The sequence below is a fragment of the Flavivirga aquatica genome, from assembly GCF_001747085.1.
GTDB classification, from domain to species: Bacteria; Bacteroidota; Bacteroidia; order Flavobacteriales; family Flavobacteriaceae; genus Algibacter_C; species Algibacter_C aquatica.
Genome location: NZ_MDJD01000034.1, coordinates 511828 through 532808, shown reverse-complemented (window position 1 = coordinate 532808; position 20981 = coordinate 511828). Strand labels below are relative to the sequence as shown.

Genomic DNA, 20981 nt, shown 5'->3' with positions numbered 1-20981 from the left:
CAGTGGATGCTTCAAGAGATAGAGGTTATTGCAAAAAAGGGCAACGATGTTATGCAAGTAAAGATTGGCATGCTAGAGGTAAAATAAATAATATTGGTGGAATAAGCGATTTTAAATTGTTTAATATTTGTTTGTTCAAAATTTACATCAATGCAAATATATTTTATGCTTGACTTACTCAAGAACTACTACAAAGCATCCCAAAGAATGCTGTTATAGTACTTGATAATACAACTTTTCACAAAAGGGACGATACAATGAAAAGTTATAGAATAGTTGAGTTTCTATCTCCATTATAGCTCTGGTTTAAATCTAATTGAAAAGAAATGAGTACAAGCTAAAAGCATAAGAAGAAAATTTAATTGTACTACTGATGAACTTTTTTTATATGTAAAATTATGACGTTTTATATTTTGATTTAACTATATTTAATCTGAAAGCCTATCCCGCTCATTTGAATCGATTTCTTTTTTGTTATTCTTTAATTTTGAATTACCAAATTTATAATTAAACCCAAAAACAAGCAATCTTGTTTCTTCTTTAGATTTAAAAAATACATCTTGATTTAAATATTTATTAGTATTGGTTAATTTATTAATATTAAAAACATCTGTTACCCCAATACTTATAGATGCCCTAGACTTCCATAAAGTCTTAAGTAAGCTTATATCTAACTGAGACCTAGTACCAACAATAGTAGGGCCTTCTGCATATGGTGAAATGTATAGGTATGATATATCCATTATTAAACTCTTATTTTTTAAGAAGTTTATATTATTTGTTATTTGTGTATATAAAGACCATTTGCTGTTCTTCTCTAAAGTATTATTACTTTCTAAAGCTATAAAATGGTTATCATAATTGAACACTGAAGATAATATATTCAAATTCCATCGATTAGTAATTCTTGCATTAGTGGAAAAATCTAAACCATATGAAAAACTCTTGTTTATATTAGTACTTATATATTTTAATAAATTATTATTATTATCCTGAAATGCTACTTGTATTGCAGGATCTTTTTCATATCGATAATAGAACTCAAATGTGTATATTTCATTAAAGGTATAACCTAAAGTAAAAACATCATCTACTTGGGGTTTCAAATTAGGGTCTCCTATTGTATAAGTATAGTCATTTAAAAAAAACTTATAAGGATTTAATTGACTATACCTAGGGCGATGAATCCGCTTATTATAACTAAAATATATTTCATTGTTTTCGTTTATTCTATTTAAGACATGTATTGACGGGAAAACTTTCAAATAATCATTGTTATTTATTTGACTAGTTGATAGTGAATTACTTTTAATATTTGTCAATTCAAATCTTAATCCTGATTTTAAACTCCATTTATTCCAATTTTTGGAATAACTTAAATAAGCAGCGTAATTAGTTTCATGATATAAAAAAACATCTGAATTATCTAAATCTTCTAATTTAATATCGTTCTCAAAAATAAACTGATTTAAAATACTTTTAGATTTTATATTAGATATTTTAAGACCTGCTTCAAACTGTGATGATTTATTAATTGGGAGCTCATAATCTGCTTGCCCTGTATATAATTTTATTTCCTGACTCGAGAAGGTTTGAAATTCATTATTTCTAAACGTTGTATCAATGTTGGGTAGAAAATAGCCTGTTTTTACATCTTGAAAGTTTGAAAAATCATAATTTGTATGATGTAGGCTAGCAGATAGCTTCTCTCCTTTATTTTTAAATTTGTGTATATAATCTAATGTAAAAGCTAAATTAAAAGTTTCATTTACAGACTTATTAACTGTATTAAATATTGAGTCTAAGGTTTTATTTACACTATAAGCTTTAGTAGATGAGTTTATTCCTGTTTTCGTGTTATTTCTAGGGATAATTAACATACTGGTTGAAAAACCCAGAATATTACTATCATTTAATTCATAATCAATATTGGCATTAATATTTTGGTTAGATGACTTACGGATTTTTTTATAATCTGTTTCCCAGCTTGATCTAATTTTACCATCATTAATGAAATTGACAAACTCCTCATTATCTCTATATTCTTTTTTAGGGTTGATATTATAGCTTAAGTAAGTGTTAAGCTTTTTGGTTTTGAAAAAATGACTCGTGCCAAATGAATATTTAGGGAATTTAGAGCCTTGCTTATAATTTCCAAAAACACTTCCATTATAACCAGCAATTATATTTTTACTTGTTATAATATTAAGAACACTTCCTCCTTCTGCTTCATATTTAGCAGGAGGATTGGTCATTACTTCTATAGATTTTATATTGTTTGCAGGAGTATTCTCTAAAAGTTGCTGTACTTCATTAGGGGATAAATGAATTCTTCTATCATTAATATAAACAGTTGGTATTGATTGTTTTATTGTAATTGCATTATTATGTAGCAATACCCCTGGTGTATGTTTCAGTACATCTAAAACATTGTTGTTTGATAATGTTGAGTTTTCCACATTAAATACTAATCTATCAACCATCCGTTCTATTGTAGGTTTTTTAGCAACTATAGTCACTCCTTTAAGCTCGTGTAAATTTTCTTCTAGTATGATGGTGTTAAAATTAATATTTCTATCTAACCTGACTTGTTTAGTAAAAGTTTTAAACCCAAGAAAACTAATCTTTAAAAGGTAATTTCCTGTTTTAATTTTGTCTATTACAAAATCTCCTGATTCGTTGGTAGTTGTCCCTGCAATAGGTAAGGAATTTTCTGTATTTATTAAGGTAGTATTAGCGTAAACTATTGGTTGATTATTAATATCTTTTAAATTTCCCTTTATGCCAAACTCTTGAGAGATACATACTAATGAAAATAAAGAAATATATAAATATAAAAATTTTTTAATCATATTTTAACCTGTTATACAAAATTAGGATAATTAATTTAAAATATATTGTACGAAAAGAAGTATTTTGATCATTTATTTTTTTTATTAATTAAGATGTTAGATCTATACTTATAATATCAATCAATTATTATTTAGTTTACATTACATTTATAAAAAATTTTGTAATTTGATTTTTTAATTTATTTACTATGTCAAAGTCACTTTCACCTTTTACAAGACAACAACTTTTGCCTCAAGAAGAAACTCTTGAAATATTTAAGAAAAAAGGAGAACTATTTATTGGTATACCAAAGGAAACTGCTTTTCAAGAAAAACGTGTTTGCTTAACACCAGACGCTGTATCTGCATTAGTTACTAATGGACATAAAGTATTACTTGAATCTGGTGCAGGAAATGGTGCTAATTTTAGCGACAAAGATTATAGTGAAGCTGGTGCGGAAATAACAAAAGATACAGCAAAAGTATTTTCGTGTCCAATGATACTTAAAGTTGAACCCCCAAGCCAAGATCAAATAAAACTTATAAATCCGCAAACCATATTAATTTCTGCTCTACAGATAAAAACACAAACTAAAAAATACTTTGAAGCTTTGGCTTCTAAGCGTATCACTGCACTTGCTTTTGAGTTTATTATGGATACAGATGGCACTTATCCTGCAGTAAAATCGTTGAGTGAAATTGCTGGAACTGCTTCTGTATTAATAGCTTCAGAACTATTATCAGATACTAAAGGCGGAAATGGGTTAATGTTTGGTAACATTAGCGGTGTACCTCCTTTGGAAGTTGTTATATTAGGAGCTGGAACAGTAGGCGAATTTGCAGCAAGAAGTTCTATAGGTTTAGGTGCAAATGTTAAGGTATTTGATAATTCAATTACAAAGCTGAGACGTATTCAAACACATTTAGGGCGTACTCTTTTTACTTCTACAATTCAACCTAAAAATTTAGCTAAAGCATTAAAACGCTGCGATGTTGTTATAGGTGCCGTAAGAGGGATGAATAGAGCGCCTATTGTTGTTTCAGAAACGATGGTTGAGTTTATGAAAAAAGGGGCTATAATTATAGACGTAAGTATAGATATGGGTGGCTGTTTTGAAACTAGTGAAGTTACTACGCACAAACACCCTACCTTTATTAAACATGATGTTGTCCATTATTGTGTTCCTAATATTCCTGCTAGATACCCTCGTACATCATCAGTTTCTATAAGTAACATATTTACACCTTATCTTTTAAAAATTGCAGAAGATGGTGGTATAGAAAATTCTTTGCGATTTGATAGAGGTTTAAAAAATGGATTGTATTTTTACCATGGAATTTTAACAAGTAAATCTGTAGGTGAATGGTTTGATTTAAACTATAGTGACATCAATCTCCTTATTTTTTAATTAAAACATCTATTTAATTACCCTCAAAATATTTTAAATGAAAATTATTCAGCGTATTGGTTATTATCTTGGAGGATTCTCTATTGGATTAATAATTTTAGCTTTCTTCCTAAATGGAAAAAAAACATCTTGTAGTTATGGACTTGATGCAAGGGTTTTAAAAAACATCAGCACAAAAAAAATTAAATATAGTGATGATGTTGTTATTTATATAACAAATAAAACTATTGATTCTGTAGGAATACATACTATTTTAAAAAAAGGAGATATTAACTTTTCAAAAAGTAATACTAGAAAAAAACCTTGTGGAATATATAGTATCGAAGGTGAACTTAATGAAAAAGAAATTGTTTTAACTGTCGAAAATTGTGATAGTATAGCAACTATAACTAATCTTAAAATAGAATAAAAACAATGATAAAGCGTAGTTTTGATCTTGTTTTTTCTATAATTGGACTATTAGTACTTAGCCCTTTTTTGCTTATAATAGCTACGCTAATCAAGTTGGACTCTAGAGGCCCAATTCTATTTATTCAAGGTCGGGTGGGAAAAAACAATAAAGATTTCAATATTTTTAAATTTCGAACTATGCGTATACAATCTGAAACTAAAGGATTGTTAACACTTGGTAATAATGATTCTAGAATTACCAAAATAGGTTATTTTTTAAGACGCTATAAAATTGATGAATTTCCTCAATTAATAAATATTTTAAAAGGAGACATGAGCTTTGTTGGTCCAAGACCAGAACTTCGTTATTATGTCAATTTTTATAATGAAGATGATATAAAAATATTTCAAGTTAGGCCAGGAATAACTGGTCTGGCTTCATTGAAATACAGAAACGAGGTTGAATTATTAAAAGCAGCCAAAAACCCTGAAGAATTTTTTATAAATACCGTTATTCCTGATAAATTAAAATATAACAAAGCATATATAAAAAAAAGGAATTTCTTTTTCGATTTAAAACTTATACTTATTACTGTTATTAAAGTTATAGTTAAGTAGATTATACCACTTATTCTTTTTAATATCTATTTGGACTAAATCATAATTATCCCTACTTTGCATATATAATTCATCTATAATGCACATATTTAAGAGAAGTTAGATCCTTAATGAACATATCTACATCCAATTATATAGACCAATTATTACTTGATTCTGACTTATTTCCATTTAAAAGAAAACCTAAAAAAAATACGCATAGTTTTGATTTTTCTAACGAAACTATTTTAATTACTGGTGCAGCTGGTTCTATTGGCAGTGAGCTTTCAAGACAATTATCAATTGGTAACTACAAAAAACTTATTCTCATTGATGTAGCAGAATCACCACTATATAGCCTTATCAAAGATTTAGAGTTTGAAAATGTTAGTAATATCGATTTTATAATTCTCAATATTACCGAAAAAGAATCATTAAACAGACTCTTTGAAACGCACAAACCATCTATTGTTATTCATACAGCAGCATACAAACATGTTCCCTTAATGGAATCTAATCCTTATGAAGCTGTCAAGCTTAACATATTAGGCACTAAATTATTGGCTGATTTATCTGTTAAATATCAGGTTAAAAAATTCGTTTTTATTTCTACAGATAAAGCTGTAAAACCTATAAGCGTCATGGGTATATCTAAACGTATTGCAGAAGATTATTTAGTGAATTTGGCCGAAAACTGTAATACAGTGTTTTTAACTACACGTTTTGGTAATATATTAGGCTCAAATGGTTCAGTAGTCCCTTTATTTAAAAAACAGATTGAATTAGGTAAACCACTAACTATAACAGATAAAACCATTTCTAGGTACTTTATTAGCAAACATAAAGCATGTTATTTAATTTTAAAAATTGCAAACTATAATAATGTCGAAAGTAATATTTTTACTTTTAATATGGGGAATCCTATTAGAATTATAGACATCGCAGAAAGATTGATTTCGTTATATCAAGATTTAGAAGAAACCATTGAAATAAAAACAACAGGGTTGCGTCCAGGAGAAAAACGTCATGAAGATATTATTGCGGATAGCGAAAAGCTAATTCCAACTGAAAGTGAAGATGTCTTTTTAGTTAAAGAAAAAAATAAAACAGTATCAAAAAAAGTGGACTTCACTCCCCTATTTGATATCACTCCAAGTATTCCTATTAAAGAGATTAAATCTGTATTAGAAAGTTATTTATAATGTTTTTCTGCGCTTTTTTTCTTTTGTTAAAAGAGATAATTCTCTTCCTGTTTGCCCAGCTACAGACGTATTCTCTTCTGCTCTCCTTATTAAATAAGGCATCACATCTTTCACTGGTCCAAAAGGAATGTATTTTGCTACATTGTAACCTCTATCTGCCAAATTAAAACTAATATGATCACTCATACCATATAATTGACCAAACCATATACGATCATCATTCTTTTTTAATCCTTTACTCTCCATTAACTGCATTAATAAGTAAGAGCTTTCTTCATTATGTGTTCCTGAAAATAAAGATATGCAATCTAAATTATCAATCATATAATTCAAGCCTCTATTAAAATTTTCATCAGTTGCTTTTTTACTCTCACAAATAGGTGATTTATATCCATTTTCTTCTGCTCTCTCATTTTCTTTTTCCATATATGCCCCTCTCACCAACTTAAAACCAAGAAAATACTTTCCTTCTTTTGCTTTTTGATGTTCTTTCTCTAAAAAATCCAATCTATCATGTCTGTACATTTGCAATGTATTGTAAACAATAGGTTTTTCTGTATTATATTTACGCATCATTTGAGTAACCAACATATCAGCTGCATCTTGGATCCAACTCTCTTCAGCATCAATTAAAACAGCAACATTATTCTCTTTTGCTTTATTGCAAACTTTATCAAACCTGTTCACAACCTTATTCCATTCTTTTTGCTCCTTTTCAGCTAACGTATCTCCAACGCTTATTTTTTCGTATAAATGAAATCGTCCAAAAGCAGTTGGCTTAAAAACAGCTATAGGAATAGCATCAATTTCCTTAGCAAAATCAATAATTTTTAGTACTTTATTTGTAGCCGAAGCAAATTCCTCTTCATTTTCTTTTCCTTCAACAGAATAATCTAAAACAGAACTCACACCTTTTTGATACATTTTGTCAATAACAGATAAACAATCTTCCTCATTAACTCCTCCACAAAAATGATCAAATACTGTAGATCTAATAAGACCTTCAATTGGTAAATGTGCTTTAATAGCAAAATTAGTTGCAGCAGTACCAATTCTCACCAGAGGTTCTATGGAGATCATTTTAAATAAAAAGTAAGCTCTTTCCAATTGAGAATCACTTTTTAAAGAAAAAGCTATTTCGGTATTATCAAAAATTTGTTTGTTTCTTTGCATTATATTCAAAATTTAGCGCAAATATAATTAACTCTAAGTTATCATTTTATATAAAATCTCCTTAATTTCACAGCCTCAAAAAACAACATCTATTCTATGGATTCTATTACAGCAAACAATAGCATTATTCATTTTAACAAAGAGTGCTATTCATCTATAAACGAACATCTTAAAGAAAATAATTTTTCTAAAATTTTTATTTTAGTTGATGAAAATACGCATCAATATTGCTTACCATATTTTTTGGAAAGACTAGAAACAGACGTCGTTATTGAAATTATAGAAATTGAATCTGGTGAGATAAACAAAACTATAGATACTTGCGTTGGTGTTTGGAATACACTTTCTGAATTAGATGCAGACAGAAAAAGTTTACTAATTAATATTGGTGGTGGCGTAATAACAGATTTAGGTGGTTTTGCTGCTTGCACATTTAAAAGAGGTATTGCATATATTAATGTACCTACAACACTTTTATCAATGGTTGATGCTTCTGTTGGAGGAAAAACAGGGGTTGATTTAGGTCATTTAAAAAACCAAATTGGAGTTATAAGTAGTGCCAATCTTGTACTTATAGATACGCAGTACTTAAATACATTACCAACCAACCAAATGCGCTCTGGATTAGCAGAAATGCTAAAACATGGATTGATTAGTGATGAAGGTTATTGGAATAAATTTCAAGATTTATCTAAATTAACTGTAGACAATTTAGATGAATTAATTTACGAATCTGTAATAATTAAGAAGCATGTTGTTGAAGAAGACCCTAAGGAGGATGGTTTACGAAAAACATTAAATTTTGGTCATACACTTGGTCATGCTATTGAATCTTATTTTTTAAGTAACCAAAATAAAACGACTCTACTACATGGTGAAGCTATTGTTGTTGGAATGATTTTAGCTGCTTATATATCTACTGAGTTATCCGGATTTCCTAAACAAACAACTTTAAACATAAAAAAATTATTTATTAATTACTATGGTAAAGTGAATATTGATAAAAGTGAATATGCTTCTATAATTGAATTATTAAAGTATGACAAAAAGAATAATCATGGTAATATTAATTTTGTACTCTTAGAATCAATTGGTAAGTGTAAAATAGATTGTCAAGTTGATGATAGTATTATTATTGATGCTTTTGAATTTTACGCTAGTTAATTAGTACAAAATATAATTTATAAAAAAAGCTTAAAATATAAATAATATATTTTAAGCTTTTTTGTTGAATACAATTTGGATATTACTACTATTTCCTTTTAAATAAACGTTTCTTTACAGGAGCTCCATAATATCCATATTTAGCTCCATATCCAAAATTAGATTGCTTAACATCATTAACTACAAGCAACATTCCATTCAGTTTTTTATCTAAATGCAATTCTTTTGTAAAATTCAAAATTCGTCTTTCTGTATAATTTGCTCTTGTTATATAAATAGTATGTCCTGCATAATCACTAATTAATAATGTGTCTGTAACAAGCATGGCTGGAGCTGTATCTACGATTACATAATCGTATTGATCTGAAACAGAATCAAACAAAACTTTAACTCTATCACTCATTAATAGTTCTGCTGGGTTTGGAGGAACTTTGCCAGAGAGTAATATATCAACACCAATATTGTTAATTGTATATGGGTTAATAGTGTCTTCAATAGATACGGAGTCATCGGCCAAAAACTCAGTTAAACCTTTTTCTGCACGATCTTTACTTTCTTTGTTTTTAATTGCAGAATAGATTTGAGGATTTCTTACATCTGCCCCTATTAGCAATACTTTTTTACCTGTATTAGATAAAGTAAGCGCCATATTTAAACTAAAAAAAGATTTTCCTTCTCCATTTATAGTAGAAGTGACAAATATAACATTATTATAATCACTATTATTTCTTCCTCGCTTAACAAAATCAAAATTTGTTCTTATTATTCTAAAAGACTCAGATAAAATAGATCTGTCATTCTGCTCTACTAAGCTTTTTTCACCACTTTTAATTCTTGGAATTTCTCCAAGAATAGTAATGTTTTTAATTTCTTTATATAAATCTTCTTTATTATGAATTTTAGTATCTAGTAAATTTTTGATATATAAAATCAAAAAGGGTATAATTAAACCTAAGAACAAGGCTGCTATATATGCTATTTTTTTATTAGGAGAAACAGGGCCTCCATTACTATTATATGCTTCATCAATTATTTTGGCACTTGGTGAAGTTGCAGTAAGAGATATGGTTGCCTCTTCTCTTTTTTCTAATAAATATAAATACAGAGATTCTTTTATCCCTTGTTTTCGTTCAATAGATCTTAATTTTCTTTCTTGACCTGGGACAGAGTATATTTTTGAATTGATTCTTTTAGATTGATTTTCTAAACTTCTTATTTGAATACCAATTGATTTAGTAGAATTATTAATACTTTGTTGAAGATTTTGTCTTACTCCAGCTAATGTTTGATCTAATTCCAAAACTACAGGGTTTTGTTCTCCTGCACTTTTTAAAAGCGTTCTTCTTCTTTGTAAAAGTTCATTATATCTTGAGGATAATTGACTAATTGCTGCATCTCCCATACCTAAATTAGCTGGAATGGGGTCAAATTTAGATGATTGATCTCCTAATGCATCTTTCATATAGCTTAATTGACTATACTGCATCCTAGAAGCATCTAATTGTTGCTCATTTAATGCACTTGAATTTAGAAATTGACCTGCTTCTGATGAAACATCTGTAACTTTATTACCTGTTTTAAATTTTACAATACTATCATCAACATTTACCAAATCTGAAGCTATCAACTCAACACGTTCATTTATAAAATTTGCTGTGTTTTTAGATATTTGATTTTTCTTTTGAATAGTTGATCTGTTATACTCATCAATTAATGTATTTACTATATCCTTTGCTTTTTGTATAACAGGATCTGTCATACTAACTTGAACAACCTTAGAAGATTTAGCTGTTGGAAATATGGCTACTCTATTTTTAAGAGACTCAGCTATATATTCTACAGGAATAATCTTAACTTTAATTTTACTTCCTAATGAATTTGATATATTCTTATCTTTTGGTGTAACAATTATTCCTCCAAAAAAAGTAGGAATGGTTTCTCCAAAGGCATATTTCTTTGGCTTATCGTCTTCATTTATACGATAATTAAAATCTGTAACCGATAATATTTCTGTATAAAAGGTAAAACTAGTATTGTTAATAATTGAATCAGACTCAATAAAATTGACAACAATTGGTGAGTTTTTATATAATTCAGATTCATATACTCTTCCCTTTGTAGAGTATCTAATATTTAGCTTTAGTTTTTTTACAATATTTCTATGAAAGCTTCTTGATTTAATAACTTGGATCTCATCTTCTACCATAGCATCTTCTTTCTCTGAGAAAAGAGACAAGTCTTTTAATGCTCCTGTTGAAGAATTATCTTTATCATCAAGTAGCATTATTTTTGCTACTGCTAAATATTGAGGTGCTGTATATCTTAAATTAACATAGGCTATACCAAGAGATACTATACAACTAAACACAAACCATTTCCATTGCTTGAGATAAACAGAAATCATTTTCTTAAAATTGAAATCTTCAGAAGTGTTATTGGGTATATTGGTATTGTCGCTTGAAATCATTTTAATATTTAGTTTCTAGTTACAAATATAAGGGCAGTAGTTAAAATAAAAGAAGTTATACTTATTATAGTTCCTATTCTTAAGTCTCCAGAAGCAGCACTTATTGCAGAATTATTGGGCTCTACATATACGTAATCGTTCTGTGTTAAATAATATACAGGTGAATTAAAAACTTCTTTATTCGTTAAATCTATTCTAGTATATGTTTTAGTACCATTAAAATCTCTAACAACTAAAATATTATCTCGTCTTCCTTTTATAGTTAAGTCGCCTGCCATTCCTAAGGCTTCTAAAATTGATATTCTTTCGCCAGAAACAGGGTATACACCAGGGCTTCTAACTTCACCAGAAACCGTTATTCTAAAGTTCATTACTCTAATAATAACAACAGGATCTTTTAGTAATTTACCTTCAGAAAATTTTTTCTTGAATAATGCTTTGGCTTCTTCAATAGTTAACCCAAGTAGCTTAATTTTCCCCAAAACAGGATAGTCTATATTTCCTTCAGAATCAATTAAATAATCAATTAAATCTCCTCCACGTTCTCCTGTAGCTCTAACTAAGTTATAAGGTCTTGTTACTGCTAAATCAAGTGTTGAAATATAAACGCTAACAATATCACCAATTTTTAGTTTTGCTTTAAAAGTATCAGTGTCTACTATCGTTTCAAAACTTTTAGCATTTTGAAAATATACTACATCTTGTTTAGAAGTACAAGAACTCATAAATATACTAACTAAAATACCTACAACTAATAATTTGTTTCTTACAAGAGGTAAATTCATTTTATCACTATTTAGATTTGGGAAAATACTAAAATTTAAGTACTTATTTAAATATTTCTGTAAGATTTATCTGATTTATCTTGATTTAAACCTTTTGCTTTTTTATAAATTTGAACTCTTTTATCAAATCTTTCGTAATCTGAATTATTAGATTTGTATTCAGGAATTAAACGTTTCATTTTCATAACAATATTATTATTTTGGAAACGATTAGTAATACATAGCTCTTCTATTGCTGCTTTTATTTTACTATAATCTAATTCTCTAGTCTTACTAATTAATATCTTTTTATGATAAGTAGATAATGTGTTTTCTCCATTAGCTAATAACTCTTCATATAGTTTTTCTCCTGGTCTTAATCCAGTTATTTTAATGTCAATATCATCAGGAAATCTAAGGCCAGAAAGCTTAATCATATTTTTAGCAAGGTCGTAAATTTTAACAGATTCTCCCATGTCAAATATGAATATTTCACCACCTTTCCCCATTGTTCCTGCTTCAAGTACTAATTGAGAAGCTTCAGGTATAGTCATGAAATATCTAGTTATATCTTTATGAGTCAATGTTAATGGTCCTCCTTTTTCAATTTGCTTTTTAAATAAAGGAATCACAGATCCGTTCGAACCTAAAACATTACCAAATCTTGTTGTAATAAATTTAGTTTTACTTTCTTTTTGAAGGCAACTAATATACATTTCTGCCATTCTCTTAGTAGCTCCCATAACACTAGTTGGGTTTACTGCCTTATCTGTAGATACAAAAACAAATTTCTTAACATTATAACGCGATGCTGTATCTGCCAAAAGTTTGGTACCGTTAACATTAATTTTAATAGCTTCGTATGGTGATTTTTCCATTAAAGGTACATGCTTATAAGCAGCTGCATGAAATACCATAGTAGGTTTATGGTTTTGGAAAATTGTATCTATTCTTAAGCCATCTCTAATATCTGCAACAATAGCCGTAAAGTTATATTTACCGTTTTGTTTTAAATCTTGCTGTAGATCATACAATGCAGATTCTGCTTGATCAACTAAAATCAATTCTTTTACATCATGGTTTGCTAATTGCTTTACCAATTCGCTACCAATAGATCCAGCAGCACCAGTAACTATAACTGTTTCTCCTCTAAATTCATTTAAAAGATTTGGATTGTCTATTTCAATTGGTGGACGACCTAACAAGTCTTCAATTTGTACTTGCTTAATCTGTTTAACGTTTAGTTCTCCATTAATCCATTGCTCAATAGGTGGAACCTTAGTTATTTTTGTATCTAATTCAACTAAATTTAGTAGGTTATCATTGTTGATGTTTTGAGAAGCAACAATAATTTCATCAATATTATTAGAACTTACATATTCCTTCGTGATTTTGTTTTTCGAAATAATAGAAATACCATTTATTGATTTTCCATTCTTTTTTAAATTATCATCTATAAATCCAACAATATGAAACTTTGATTTCACATTACTAATTAAGGCATTATAAGTAACAATTCCTGAATCTCCAGTCCCGTAAATAAGAACTCTTTTAGATGCCATTAGTTTACATTTTAAATGTTTATAAATCATTTTAAAAAGCAACCTACTTGAACTAAGAGCTACAAAACTTAACAAAGCATGAATAACTATTATAGAAAGAGGTATTGTAAATCCTGAAATTAAATTTGTTAACCTGTTAAATAACACAAAAATTACAGAAGCTAAAGACATTAATACTATAGACTTAAATAAGTTTACTACATCTGTAAAACCTGTATGTCTTATAACACTTTTAAATGATCCAACAATTGAAAAACTAATAGCACTTACAACTAAAACAAAAGGTAATTGAATAAAAAATTGATTTAAATCAAAATCTAAAGTAAAATTAAACCTAATGAAATAAGCCGAAAAGAAAGTTAATAGCACAATTGCTAAATCAATACCAAAAACAAGCCACTTTGAGGCATATTTTTGAGAAAGGTGAGTAAAATAGTTAAAGTAATTATTAATCATAAGTTTGGGGTTTTTGAGATTATGTTAAGTACTCTATCTAAATCATCTTGACTTAAATTAGAGCCACTTGGTAAACAAAGACCTTTATTAAAGAGGTCTTCTGAAACACCATTAGTAAAATGTAAACAATGTTTAAAAACAGGTTGCATATGCATTGGTTTCCATAGAGGTCTTGATTCAACATCGTCTTTCTGCAACGCTAGTCTTATTTCCTCTCTTTGGTTATATGAATCTGTTTTAATACATGTAATCCATCTATTAGAATAAAATCCATTAGGTTCTTCTAAAAATTTGATTGAATTATATTCCGATAAATTTGATTTATAAAAGTTAAAGTTTTGTCTTCTAGCTTCTACTCTATCATCTATAACTTCCATCTGTCCTCTTCCAATGCCTGCTAAAACATTACTCATTCTATAATTAAAACCTACAGATGAATGCTCATAATGTGGCGCATTATCTCTAGCTTGAGTAGATAAGAAAATAGCTTTATCTTTTAAACTTTTACTTCCAGTTATTAAAGCTCCTCCACCAGAAGTGGTTATTATTTTATTACCGTTAAATGATAAAATACCAATATCTGAAAGTGTTCCACAAGCCTGATTATGGTATCTACTCCCTAAAGCTTCAGCACTATCTTCTACTACAGGAATATCATATTTCTTTGCTATAGCATTAATTTCATTTGCCATATATGGCATTCCATATAAATGAACTGCTATTATTGCTTTAGGCTTTTTATATTTTTCAATTCTATCTTTAATTGCTATTTCAAGTAATTCTGGAGACATATTCCATGTATCAGTCTCACTATCAATAAAAACGGGAGTAGCGCCTTGATAAATGATTGGATTTGCTGAAGCAGAAAATGTAAAACTTTGACATAAAACTTCATCTCCTTTAGATACATTTAATAATTCTAAAGCTAAATGAATTGAAGCTGTTCCCGAACTTAACGCTGCAACATACTTATTATCTCCTAAATATTCTTTTAAATCATTTTCAAAACCATTAACATTAGGTCCTAATGGAGCTATCCAATTAGTCGAAAATGCATCAGCAACAAATTTTTGTTCTGATACTCCCATATGTGGCGATGATAAATATATTTTTGTTTTTGTCAGCATTTCAAAAAATATTTAGTTTTTATGATTAAATTTAGAGCATAAGTTTCTATCCATAGTTTGTTTAACCATGATGTTAAATAGCAATAATATTCTTATGGACTTTTCCCTCTTGCACATGAAAAACAAAATCAATTCAATTTTAATAGTTTAAACTTAATTAGTGTTAAATGATTTTTTTTAAATATTAAAATCTATTATTTTTATAATAGACTAAATTCGAGAGTTTGAAAATATCTTAAATCCATCTTTTAATACAATTAAATCAATATGCTATTAATCAATTCAATTTTGTGTTTTACGGTGTAAATTTAGTAATTGTTTTAAAGTAACAAGAGCAGATTTAAGTTAATTCGCTAAAAGAGTGATAAAAATCGGTTAACTACGCTAAGTGCTTTAAATAAAAGGAGAAGTATGCAGATTATCGATTTTTTGTTTTTATTTTTTAAAAAAAATCGTAAGAAGTAAATTATATTTCTTGTTTTTTTTAGAAAAAAGTGTGTGTTTTCAGAACTAATCATACAAATACTTTTTCAATTTTATTGGATTTATTTTATTTAATCTGATATTTTGACACATTTCTGAATTTCATCGGGAAAAACAGGTCCTTGGTATAAATTAGTGAAACTGTTAAATTTATTTTTTTGATATTTGCCATCAATAAATAAACCCAAATTAAATGACCCAAGAGCAATTAAACATCTTAAAAGGTAAACAAGTTCTAATAACTGGAGGCGCAGGATTTATTGGTTCTAATTTATGTGAAGTTTTACTAGATAATGACATTTTTGTTGTTTGTTTAGATAATTTTTCCACAGGAAAGCATAAAAACATTGAACCATTCACTAAAAACCCTAATTTTAAATTAATTGAAGGAGACATAAGAAATCTTGAAGATTGCAAAAAGGCTTGTGAAAATGCAGACTACGTTCTTCATCAAGCAGCTTTAGGTTCTGTACCTAGATCTATAAACGATCCTATTACCACTAATGATGTTAATGTATCAGGGTTTTTAAATATGTTAGTAGCTTCTAGAGACTCTGGTGTTAAACGCTTTATATATGCTGCAAGTTCATCTACCTATGGAGATCATGAAGCTTTACCTAAAGTTGAGGATACTATTGGCAAACCACTATCTCCATATGCTATTACTAAATATGTAAACGAATTATATGCCGATATTTTTTATACAACATATAAGTTAGATACTATCGGTTTACGTTATTTTAATGTTTTTGGTAAAAGACAAGACCCTAATGGTGCTTATGCTGCTGTAATACCTAAATTTGTGCAACAATTTATAAGTCATGAATCCCCTGTTATTAATGGTGACGGAAGCTATTCTCGTGACTTTACCTATATTGATAATGTAGTACAAATGAATATTAATGCACTAACTACAGATAATCAAAAAGCTTTAAATACCGTTTATAATGTTGCTTACGGAGAAAGAACTACTCTAGTTGAATTAGCTACATTATTAAAAAAGTATTTATCCGAATTTGATAATTCAATAAGTAATATCGAAATTAAACATAGAGATAATAGAATTGGAGATATTCCTCATTCTTTAGCTTCTATTGAAAAAGCAAAGGAATTATTAAATTATAATCCTAAATTTGACATTAGTAGTGGTATAAAAGAAGCTGTTACTTGGTATTGGGAAAATTTAAAATAAACATTACTTTATCAAAATAAAAAAATGAAGGATATTAAAATTGCTGTTATTGGATTAGGCTATGTAGGTTTACCTTTAGCAAGATTATTTGCAACAAAATATGATGTTGTAGGGTTTGATATTAATCAAAAAAGAATTAATGAATTATTACAAGGAAACGATTCTACTTTAGAAGTTGAAGCAGATGTTTTACAATCTGTTTTAAAGAATGCTCCAAGTAATAATATAGGGCTATTTTGTTCTTCAGCATTAGAAGATATTAAAGATTGTAATTATTATGTTGTTACAGTCCCTACTCCTATAGATAAAAATAATAGACCAGATTTAACACCACTTTACAAATCGAGTGAAACAGTAGCTAAGGTGTTAAAAAAAGATGATATTGTTATTTATGAATCTACAGTATATCCCGGAGTTACAGAAGATGAATGTGTTCCTGTTCTTGAAAAAATTAGTGGACTTGAATTTAATAAAGATTTTTATGCAGGTTACTCTCCAGAAAGAATAAATCCAGGAGACAAATTACACACTGTAGATAAAATTTTAAAAGTTACAGCAGGATCCACTCCAGAAGTTGGTAAAAAAGTTGATGAGCTATATGCAAGTGTGATAACTGCTGGTACACATTTAGCGCCTACTATTAAAGTAGCAGAGGCAGCTAAAGTTATAGAAAATTCGCAGAGAGATATTAATATTGCTTTTGTAAATGAGCTAGCTAAGATTTTCAATTTAATGGATATTGATACACATGCCGTTTTAGAAGCTGCTGGTACAAAATGGAACTTTTTACCTTTCAAACCAGGTCTTGTAGGCGGGCATTGTATTGGAGTTGATCCTTATTATTTAGCTCAAAAAGCACAAGAAGTTGGTTACCATCCAGAAATCATATTAGCAGGAAGACGTGTAAATGATAGTATGGGACAATATGTTGCTTCCGAAGTCATCAAACTAATGGTACAAAACGATATTCGTATTAAGGGTGCAAACATATTAGCATTAGGAATAACTTTTAAAGAGAATTGTCCAGATGTTAGAAATACTAAAGCTGTTGATGTTATAAACCAACTAAAAAGTTTTGGAACAGAAGTTACTATATACGATCCTTGGGCAAATCCTGAAGAAGTTCACCACGAATATAATTTAGAAACTGTTCAGAAAAAACCTGAAGGTAAATTTGATGCTATTGTTTTAACAGTAGCTCACAATGAATTCCTTCAAGAAGATTTAAGATCTTTATTAACCCCGGATGGAATTTTATACGATGTTAAAGGTATTCTAAAAGAAGAAGTAAACGGAAGATTATAGACATTATTTATAATCTATAAATAATCATAACAAAAACCTACTAATTTGAGCCAATTAAAAAAAGGAGCTTTTTTAAATTATGCAACTATTATATTAACTAATATAATTGGGTTGTTAATGACTCCTTTAATTCTTAATCATTTAGGCAAGTCTGAATACGGGATTTATCTAACAATAGGTGCGTTAGTAGGAACTATTTCTTTATTAGATTTTGGTCTCAACAATACTATAGTACGTTTTGTTGCAAAATATAAGGCAGAAAAAGATAAAGTAGGTCAAGAAAACTTTCTTGCGACCACTATGCTTATCTACCTTGGGATTTCTACATTAGTAATTATAATTGGTGTTATTTTCTATGGATATATCGATACTTATTTTACTAAAATGAATCCTGAAGAGCTAGAAATAGCCAAAGTTATTTTTACTATATTTATTTTTAACCTAGCAATTAGTTTACCTGGCGGTTCATTAACAGGAATATGTTATGGCTATGAAAAATTTGTTTTCCCAAAAACACTCAATATCATAAGATATGTTTTAAGATCTTTATCTGTTGCAGCAGTCTTACTTCTTGGAGGTAAAGCTATTGCACTTGTAATTGTTGATTCTATCTTTAATATTTTAATTATAATAATTACAGGATATTACGTTTTTGGAAAACTAAAAGTTAAAATAAAACTACATTCCTTTTCAAGTAAATTTATTAAACAAATATTTAGTTATTCAACATGGATATTTGTATTTGCCTTAGTATCCCTGTTTCAATGGAAAGCAGGTCATTGGGTATTAGGAAGAATATGTACGCCAGGAGTATTAAGTGTTTATGGAATAGGTATTGTTTTAGGAACATATTACGGTGCTTTTTCTACAGCTATATCTAGTGTTTTTCTACCAAGAGCAACAAAAATGTCTGTAGATAATCGATCTGGAGAAGAATTAACAGATATGATGATAAAAATAGGACGATTATCTTTTATTGTACTCATGTTTATTTTAACAGCTTTTATACTTTTTGGTAGACAGTTTGTTTACTTATGGGTAGGTAGCGAATTAGGTGAAGATGGTAGTTTTCAATCTTGGTTAATAGCATTAATGATTATGGTAGCTTATACTCTACCTCTTGTACAAGGTTTTGGAAACTCAATTTTGGAAGCAAAAAACAAATTAAGATTTAAAGCCGTTTTGTACCTTTCCTTTATGATATTAGGAACTGTTCTAGGAGCTATATTAGCTTATAAATATGAAGCAATAGGTATGATAACGGGGTCTGTAGTGGCATGGATTATAGTACAAAATGTCATGAATTTTTATTACCATAAAGAAATAGGACTTAACATTATTAGATTTTTTAAAGAACTATTTAATAAAACCATTTTTGCTATAATTTTAGCCTTTGCTGTAGGTTATGTAATTAATTTAATACCTGGAACAGATTGGATTAATTTTATAATCAAATCAACTATTTATTCTATTGTTTTCTCCGTTTTAGCTTATAATATTGGATTAATCGATTTTGAAAAAGATTTATTTAAAAAAACACTAAATCCGCTTTTAAAATTAACAAAACTATCAAGGTAATGCTTAAACTTAAAAATATAACCACTAAAGATGATGGTAAAAAAGTTCTTTTTGACTATGCTATTACTGGTAATAATATTCAAAAGTATTTCAACTTAAAAGACCTTTATTATGCTAAGTATGATGAAAATGTAAGTGATGTTCCTAATAGTATTTTAGTAATTCCTTTTCTATCAAGCATAATGCCTATTGCTTGGTTTGCTGGGTTTGATGTTGAAGTTCCAGAAGTAGATGAAGACTTTTTCGATGCTCTAAAATTAGTAAAAATTGAATTTGAAAAACAATTTTCAGATTATAACCTAACAGGAAATTTAATAGTTAACAAGGTTACTAAAAATAAAATTGACGGAGATAAAGCTGTCATGCTATTTAGTGGAGGTGTTGATGCTTATGCGACATACATTAGAATTTATGACCAAACACCAGATCTTGTAACCATATTAGGTGCAGATATTGAAATAGACGACCATTCGCAATGGCAAAGTTTTACAGGTTTTATAGAAGATGAAGAATTATTAAAAAATAATGAAAAGCAATATATAGAAACTAACGTACGAACTTTTTACACATATCAAGTAGAGCTATTACTAAAAGATATTGGTTGGTGGGGAAAAGTGCAACATGGCCTATCGCTTATAGGTGCCTTAGCTCCTATTTCATATATTAAATCCTATAAAAATATTTATATAGCCTCTTCTTATACGGAACAAATTGATATTGCCTGGGGATCAACTCCCAAAATAGATGAAAAAATTTCTTGGGCTTCCTCTAGAGTATTTCATGATGGGTATGAGCTAAAGAGACAAGATAAAGTTGATTTAATTACAACATTTTCTAGCGCTAAAAACACTAATTTTAAGCTTAGAGTTTGTTATTCGGAGCTAAGAAGTGAGTTTAACTGTAGTAAATGCGAAAAATGTTATAGAACTATTTTAGGGATTATTTTAAATGGAGAAAACCCTAATAACTATGGTTTTAATGTAGATGAAAATGTTTATTCTAATATTTTTAAAAACTTAAATAATGGAAGTGCAAGTAAAGGCATGCAATATTTTTGGTGGGAACTTATGGAAAAAGCCAAAAGTAGCAAGTCCATTTTCACTTTTACAGATGAATCTAAAGAAAAAATTCAATTAGATAGAATTAGATCTGGAGAAATACATCAATTACTCGAAAAGAAAATTAATAACCCTAAAAGATTTACTGAAAAAATAAAATTTATTTTGAGAAATCGTTTTTCAGGGATTTATAATTTATATAAAAAAATAAGATACTCATAAT

The 20981-nt window shown here is 28.4% G+C and carries 15 protein-coding genes; 9 read left to right on the top strand and 6 right to left on the bottom strand.

Features of this window, described 5'->3' with window-relative positions:
- Positions 1-428 precede the first annotated feature (428 nt).
- Positions 429-2852 carry a TonB-dependent receptor domain-containing protein gene (locus A8C32_RS08435; protein WP_069829986.1) on the bottom strand — a complete coding sequence of 808 codons (2424 nt, stop codon included), beginning with the start codon at positions 2850-2852 and terminating at the stop codon, positions 429-431.
- A gap of 188 nt (positions 2853-3040) precedes the next feature.
- Between A8C32_RS08435 and A8C32_RS08430 the strand changes: the two genes are divergently transcribed.
- The 4 genes from A8C32_RS08430 (at position 3041) to A8C32_RS08415 (ending at position 6429) form a co-directional block, all read left to right on the top strand.
- Positions 3041-4240 (top strand): alanine dehydrogenase, encoded by a 1200-nt coding sequence (locus A8C32_RS08430; RefSeq protein ID WP_069829985.1) that lies wholly within the window; start codon positions 3041-3043, stop codon positions 4238-4240.
- A gap of 37 nt (positions 4241-4277) precedes the next feature.
- Positions 4278-4649 (top strand): hypothetical protein, encoded by a 372-nt coding sequence (locus A8C32_RS08425; protein WP_069829984.1) that lies wholly within the window; start codon positions 4278-4280, stop codon positions 4647-4649.
- Positions 4650-4654: 5 nt separating this feature from the next.
- Positions 4655-5248 (top strand): sugar transferase, encoded by a 594-nt coding sequence (locus tag A8C32_RS08420; RefSeq protein WP_069829983.1) that lies wholly within the window; start codon positions 4655-4657, stop codon positions 5246-5248.
- Positions 5249-5358: 110 nt separating this feature from the next.
- Entirely contained in the window at positions 5359-6429 is a 1071-nt protein-coding gene (locus A8C32_RS08415; RefSeq protein WP_069829982.1) for a polysaccharide biosynthesis protein, read from the top strand.
- Here A8C32_RS08415 and A8C32_RS08410 read toward each other — a convergent pair.
- Positions 6424-7602, bottom strand: coding sequence for a proline dehydrogenase family protein (locus A8C32_RS08410; RefSeq protein ID WP_069829981.1), 1179 nt, complete (start codon positions 7600-7602; stop codon positions 6424-6426). The two genes, A8C32_RS08415 and A8C32_RS08410, sit on opposite strands and share 6 nt — an antisense overlap.
- A 96-nt stretch (positions 7603-7698) precedes the next feature.
- Between A8C32_RS08410 and aroB the strand changes: the two genes are divergently transcribed.
- Positions 7699-8766 (top strand): 3-dehydroquinate synthase, encoded by a 1068-nt coding sequence (gene aroB, locus A8C32_RS08405; RefSeq protein ID WP_069829980.1) that lies wholly within the window; start codon positions 7699-7701, stop codon positions 8764-8766.
- A gap of 88 nt (positions 8767-8854) precedes the next feature.
- On the opposite strand, the gene A8C32_RS08400 is transcribed toward aroB, so the two are convergent.
- Genes A8C32_RS08400 through A8C32_RS08385 form a run of 4 tightly spaced genes read right to left on the bottom strand, consistent with a single transcriptional unit; the run spans position 8855 to position 15142 of the window.
- Positions 8855-11233 carry a GumC family protein gene (locus A8C32_RS08400; protein WP_069829979.1) on the bottom strand — a complete coding sequence of 793 codons (2379 nt, stop codon included), beginning with the start codon at positions 11231-11233 and terminating at the stop codon, positions 8855-8857.
- Positions 11234-11241: 8 nt separating this feature from the next.
- Positions 11242-12018 carry a polysaccharide biosynthesis/export family protein gene (locus A8C32_RS08395; RefSeq protein ID WP_069829978.1) on the bottom strand — a complete coding sequence of 259 codons (777 nt, stop codon included), beginning with the start codon at positions 12016-12018 and terminating at the stop codon, positions 11242-11244.
- Between the two features lie 47 nt (positions 12019-12065).
- Entirely contained in the window at positions 12066-14015 is a 1950-nt protein-coding gene (locus A8C32_RS08390) for a polysaccharide biosynthesis protein (protein WP_069829977.1), read from the bottom strand.
- Positions 14012-15142, bottom strand: a complete 1131-nt coding sequence (locus A8C32_RS08385) for a DegT/DnrJ/EryC1/StrS family aminotransferase (RefSeq protein ID WP_069829976.1) — start codon at positions 15140-15142, stop codon at positions 14012-14014. The genes A8C32_RS08390 and A8C32_RS08385 overlap by 4 nt, the downstream gene beginning before the upstream one ends.
- Before the next feature lie 676 nt (positions 15143-15818).
- Between A8C32_RS08385 and A8C32_RS08380 the strand changes: the two genes are divergently transcribed.
- From A8C32_RS08380 to A8C32_RS08365, 4 genes are read left to right on the top strand one after another with little or no spacing between them, the layout of a single operon-like run.
- On the top strand, positions 15819-16817 hold the full coding sequence (locus tag A8C32_RS08380; protein WP_069829975.1) for an SDR family oxidoreductase: 999 nt from the start codon (positions 15819-15821) through the stop codon (positions 16815-16817).
- Positions 16818-16841: 24 nt separating this feature from the next.
- Complete coding sequence (locus tag A8C32_RS08375) at positions 16842-18122, top strand: nucleotide sugar dehydrogenase (protein ID WP_069829974.1); 1281 nt, start codon at positions 16842-16844, stop codon at positions 18120-18122.
- 45 nt (positions 18123-18167) lie between these two features.
- Complete coding sequence (locus A8C32_RS08370) at positions 18168-19700, top strand: lipopolysaccharide biosynthesis protein (RefSeq protein WP_069829973.1); 1533 nt, start codon at positions 18168-18170, stop codon at positions 19698-19700.
- Positions 19700-20980, top strand: a complete 1281-nt coding sequence (locus A8C32_RS08365) for a hypothetical protein (protein WP_069829972.1) — start codon at positions 19700-19702, stop codon at positions 20978-20980. The genes A8C32_RS08370 and A8C32_RS08365 overlap by 1 nt, the downstream gene beginning before the upstream one ends.
- Position 20981: the final 1 nt, after the last annotated feature.

What these genes read in the sequence shown, in the direction of transcription:
- A8C32_RS08420 (WP_069829983.1), top strand. Translation starts at nt 4,655, where the DNA reads ATGATAAAGCGTAGTTTTGATCTTGTTTTTTCTATAATTGGACTATTA.
- A8C32_RS08400 (WP_069829979.1), bottom strand. Translation starts at nt 11,233, where the DNA reads ATGATTTCAAGCGACAATACCAATATACCCAATAACACTTCTGAAGAT.
- aroB (WP_069829980.1), top strand. Translation starts at nt 7,699, where the DNA reads ATGGATTCTATTACAGCAAACAATAGCATTATTCATTTTAACAAAGAG.
- A8C32_RS08390 (WP_069829977.1), bottom strand. Translation starts at nt 14,015, where the DNA reads ATGATTAATAATTACTTTAACTATTTTACTCACCTTTCTCAAAAATAT.
- A8C32_RS08430 (WP_069829985.1), top strand. Translation starts at nt 3,041, where the DNA reads ATGTCAAAGTCACTTTCACCTTTTACAAGACAACAACTTTTGCCTCAA.
- A8C32_RS08380 (WP_069829975.1), top strand. Translation starts at nt 15,819, where the DNA reads ATGACCCAAGAGCAATTAAACATCTTAAAAGGTAAACAAGTTCTAATA.
- A8C32_RS08415 (WP_069829982.1), top strand. Translation starts at nt 5,359, where the DNA reads ATGAACATATCTACATCCAATTATATAGACCAATTATTACTTGATTCT.
- A8C32_RS08365 (WP_069829972.1), top strand. Translation starts at nt 19,700, where the DNA reads ATGCTTAAACTTAAAAATATAACCACTAAAGATGATGGTAAAAAAGTT.
- A8C32_RS08395 (WP_069829978.1), bottom strand. Translation starts at nt 12,018, where the DNA reads ATGAATTTACCTCTTGTAAGAAACAAATTATTAGTTGTAGGTATTTTA.
- A8C32_RS08410 (WP_069829981.1), bottom strand. Translation starts at nt 7,602, where the DNA reads ATGCAAAGAAACAAACAAATTTTTGATAATACCGAAATAGCTTTTTCT.
- A8C32_RS08385 (WP_069829976.1), bottom strand. Translation starts at nt 15,142, where the DNA reads ATGCTGACAAAAACAAAAATATATTTATCATCGCCACATATGGGAGTA.
- A8C32_RS08375 (WP_069829974.1), top strand. Translation starts at nt 16,842, where the DNA reads ATGAAGGATATTAAAATTGCTGTTATTGGATTAGGCTATGTAGGTTTA.
- A8C32_RS08435 (WP_069829986.1), bottom strand. Translation starts at nt 2,852, where the DNA reads ATGATTAAAAAATTTTTATATTTATATATTTCTTTATTTTCATTAGTA.
- A8C32_RS08425 (WP_069829984.1), top strand. Translation starts at nt 4,278, where the DNA reads ATGAAAATTATTCAGCGTATTGGTTATTATCTTGGAGGATTCTCTATT.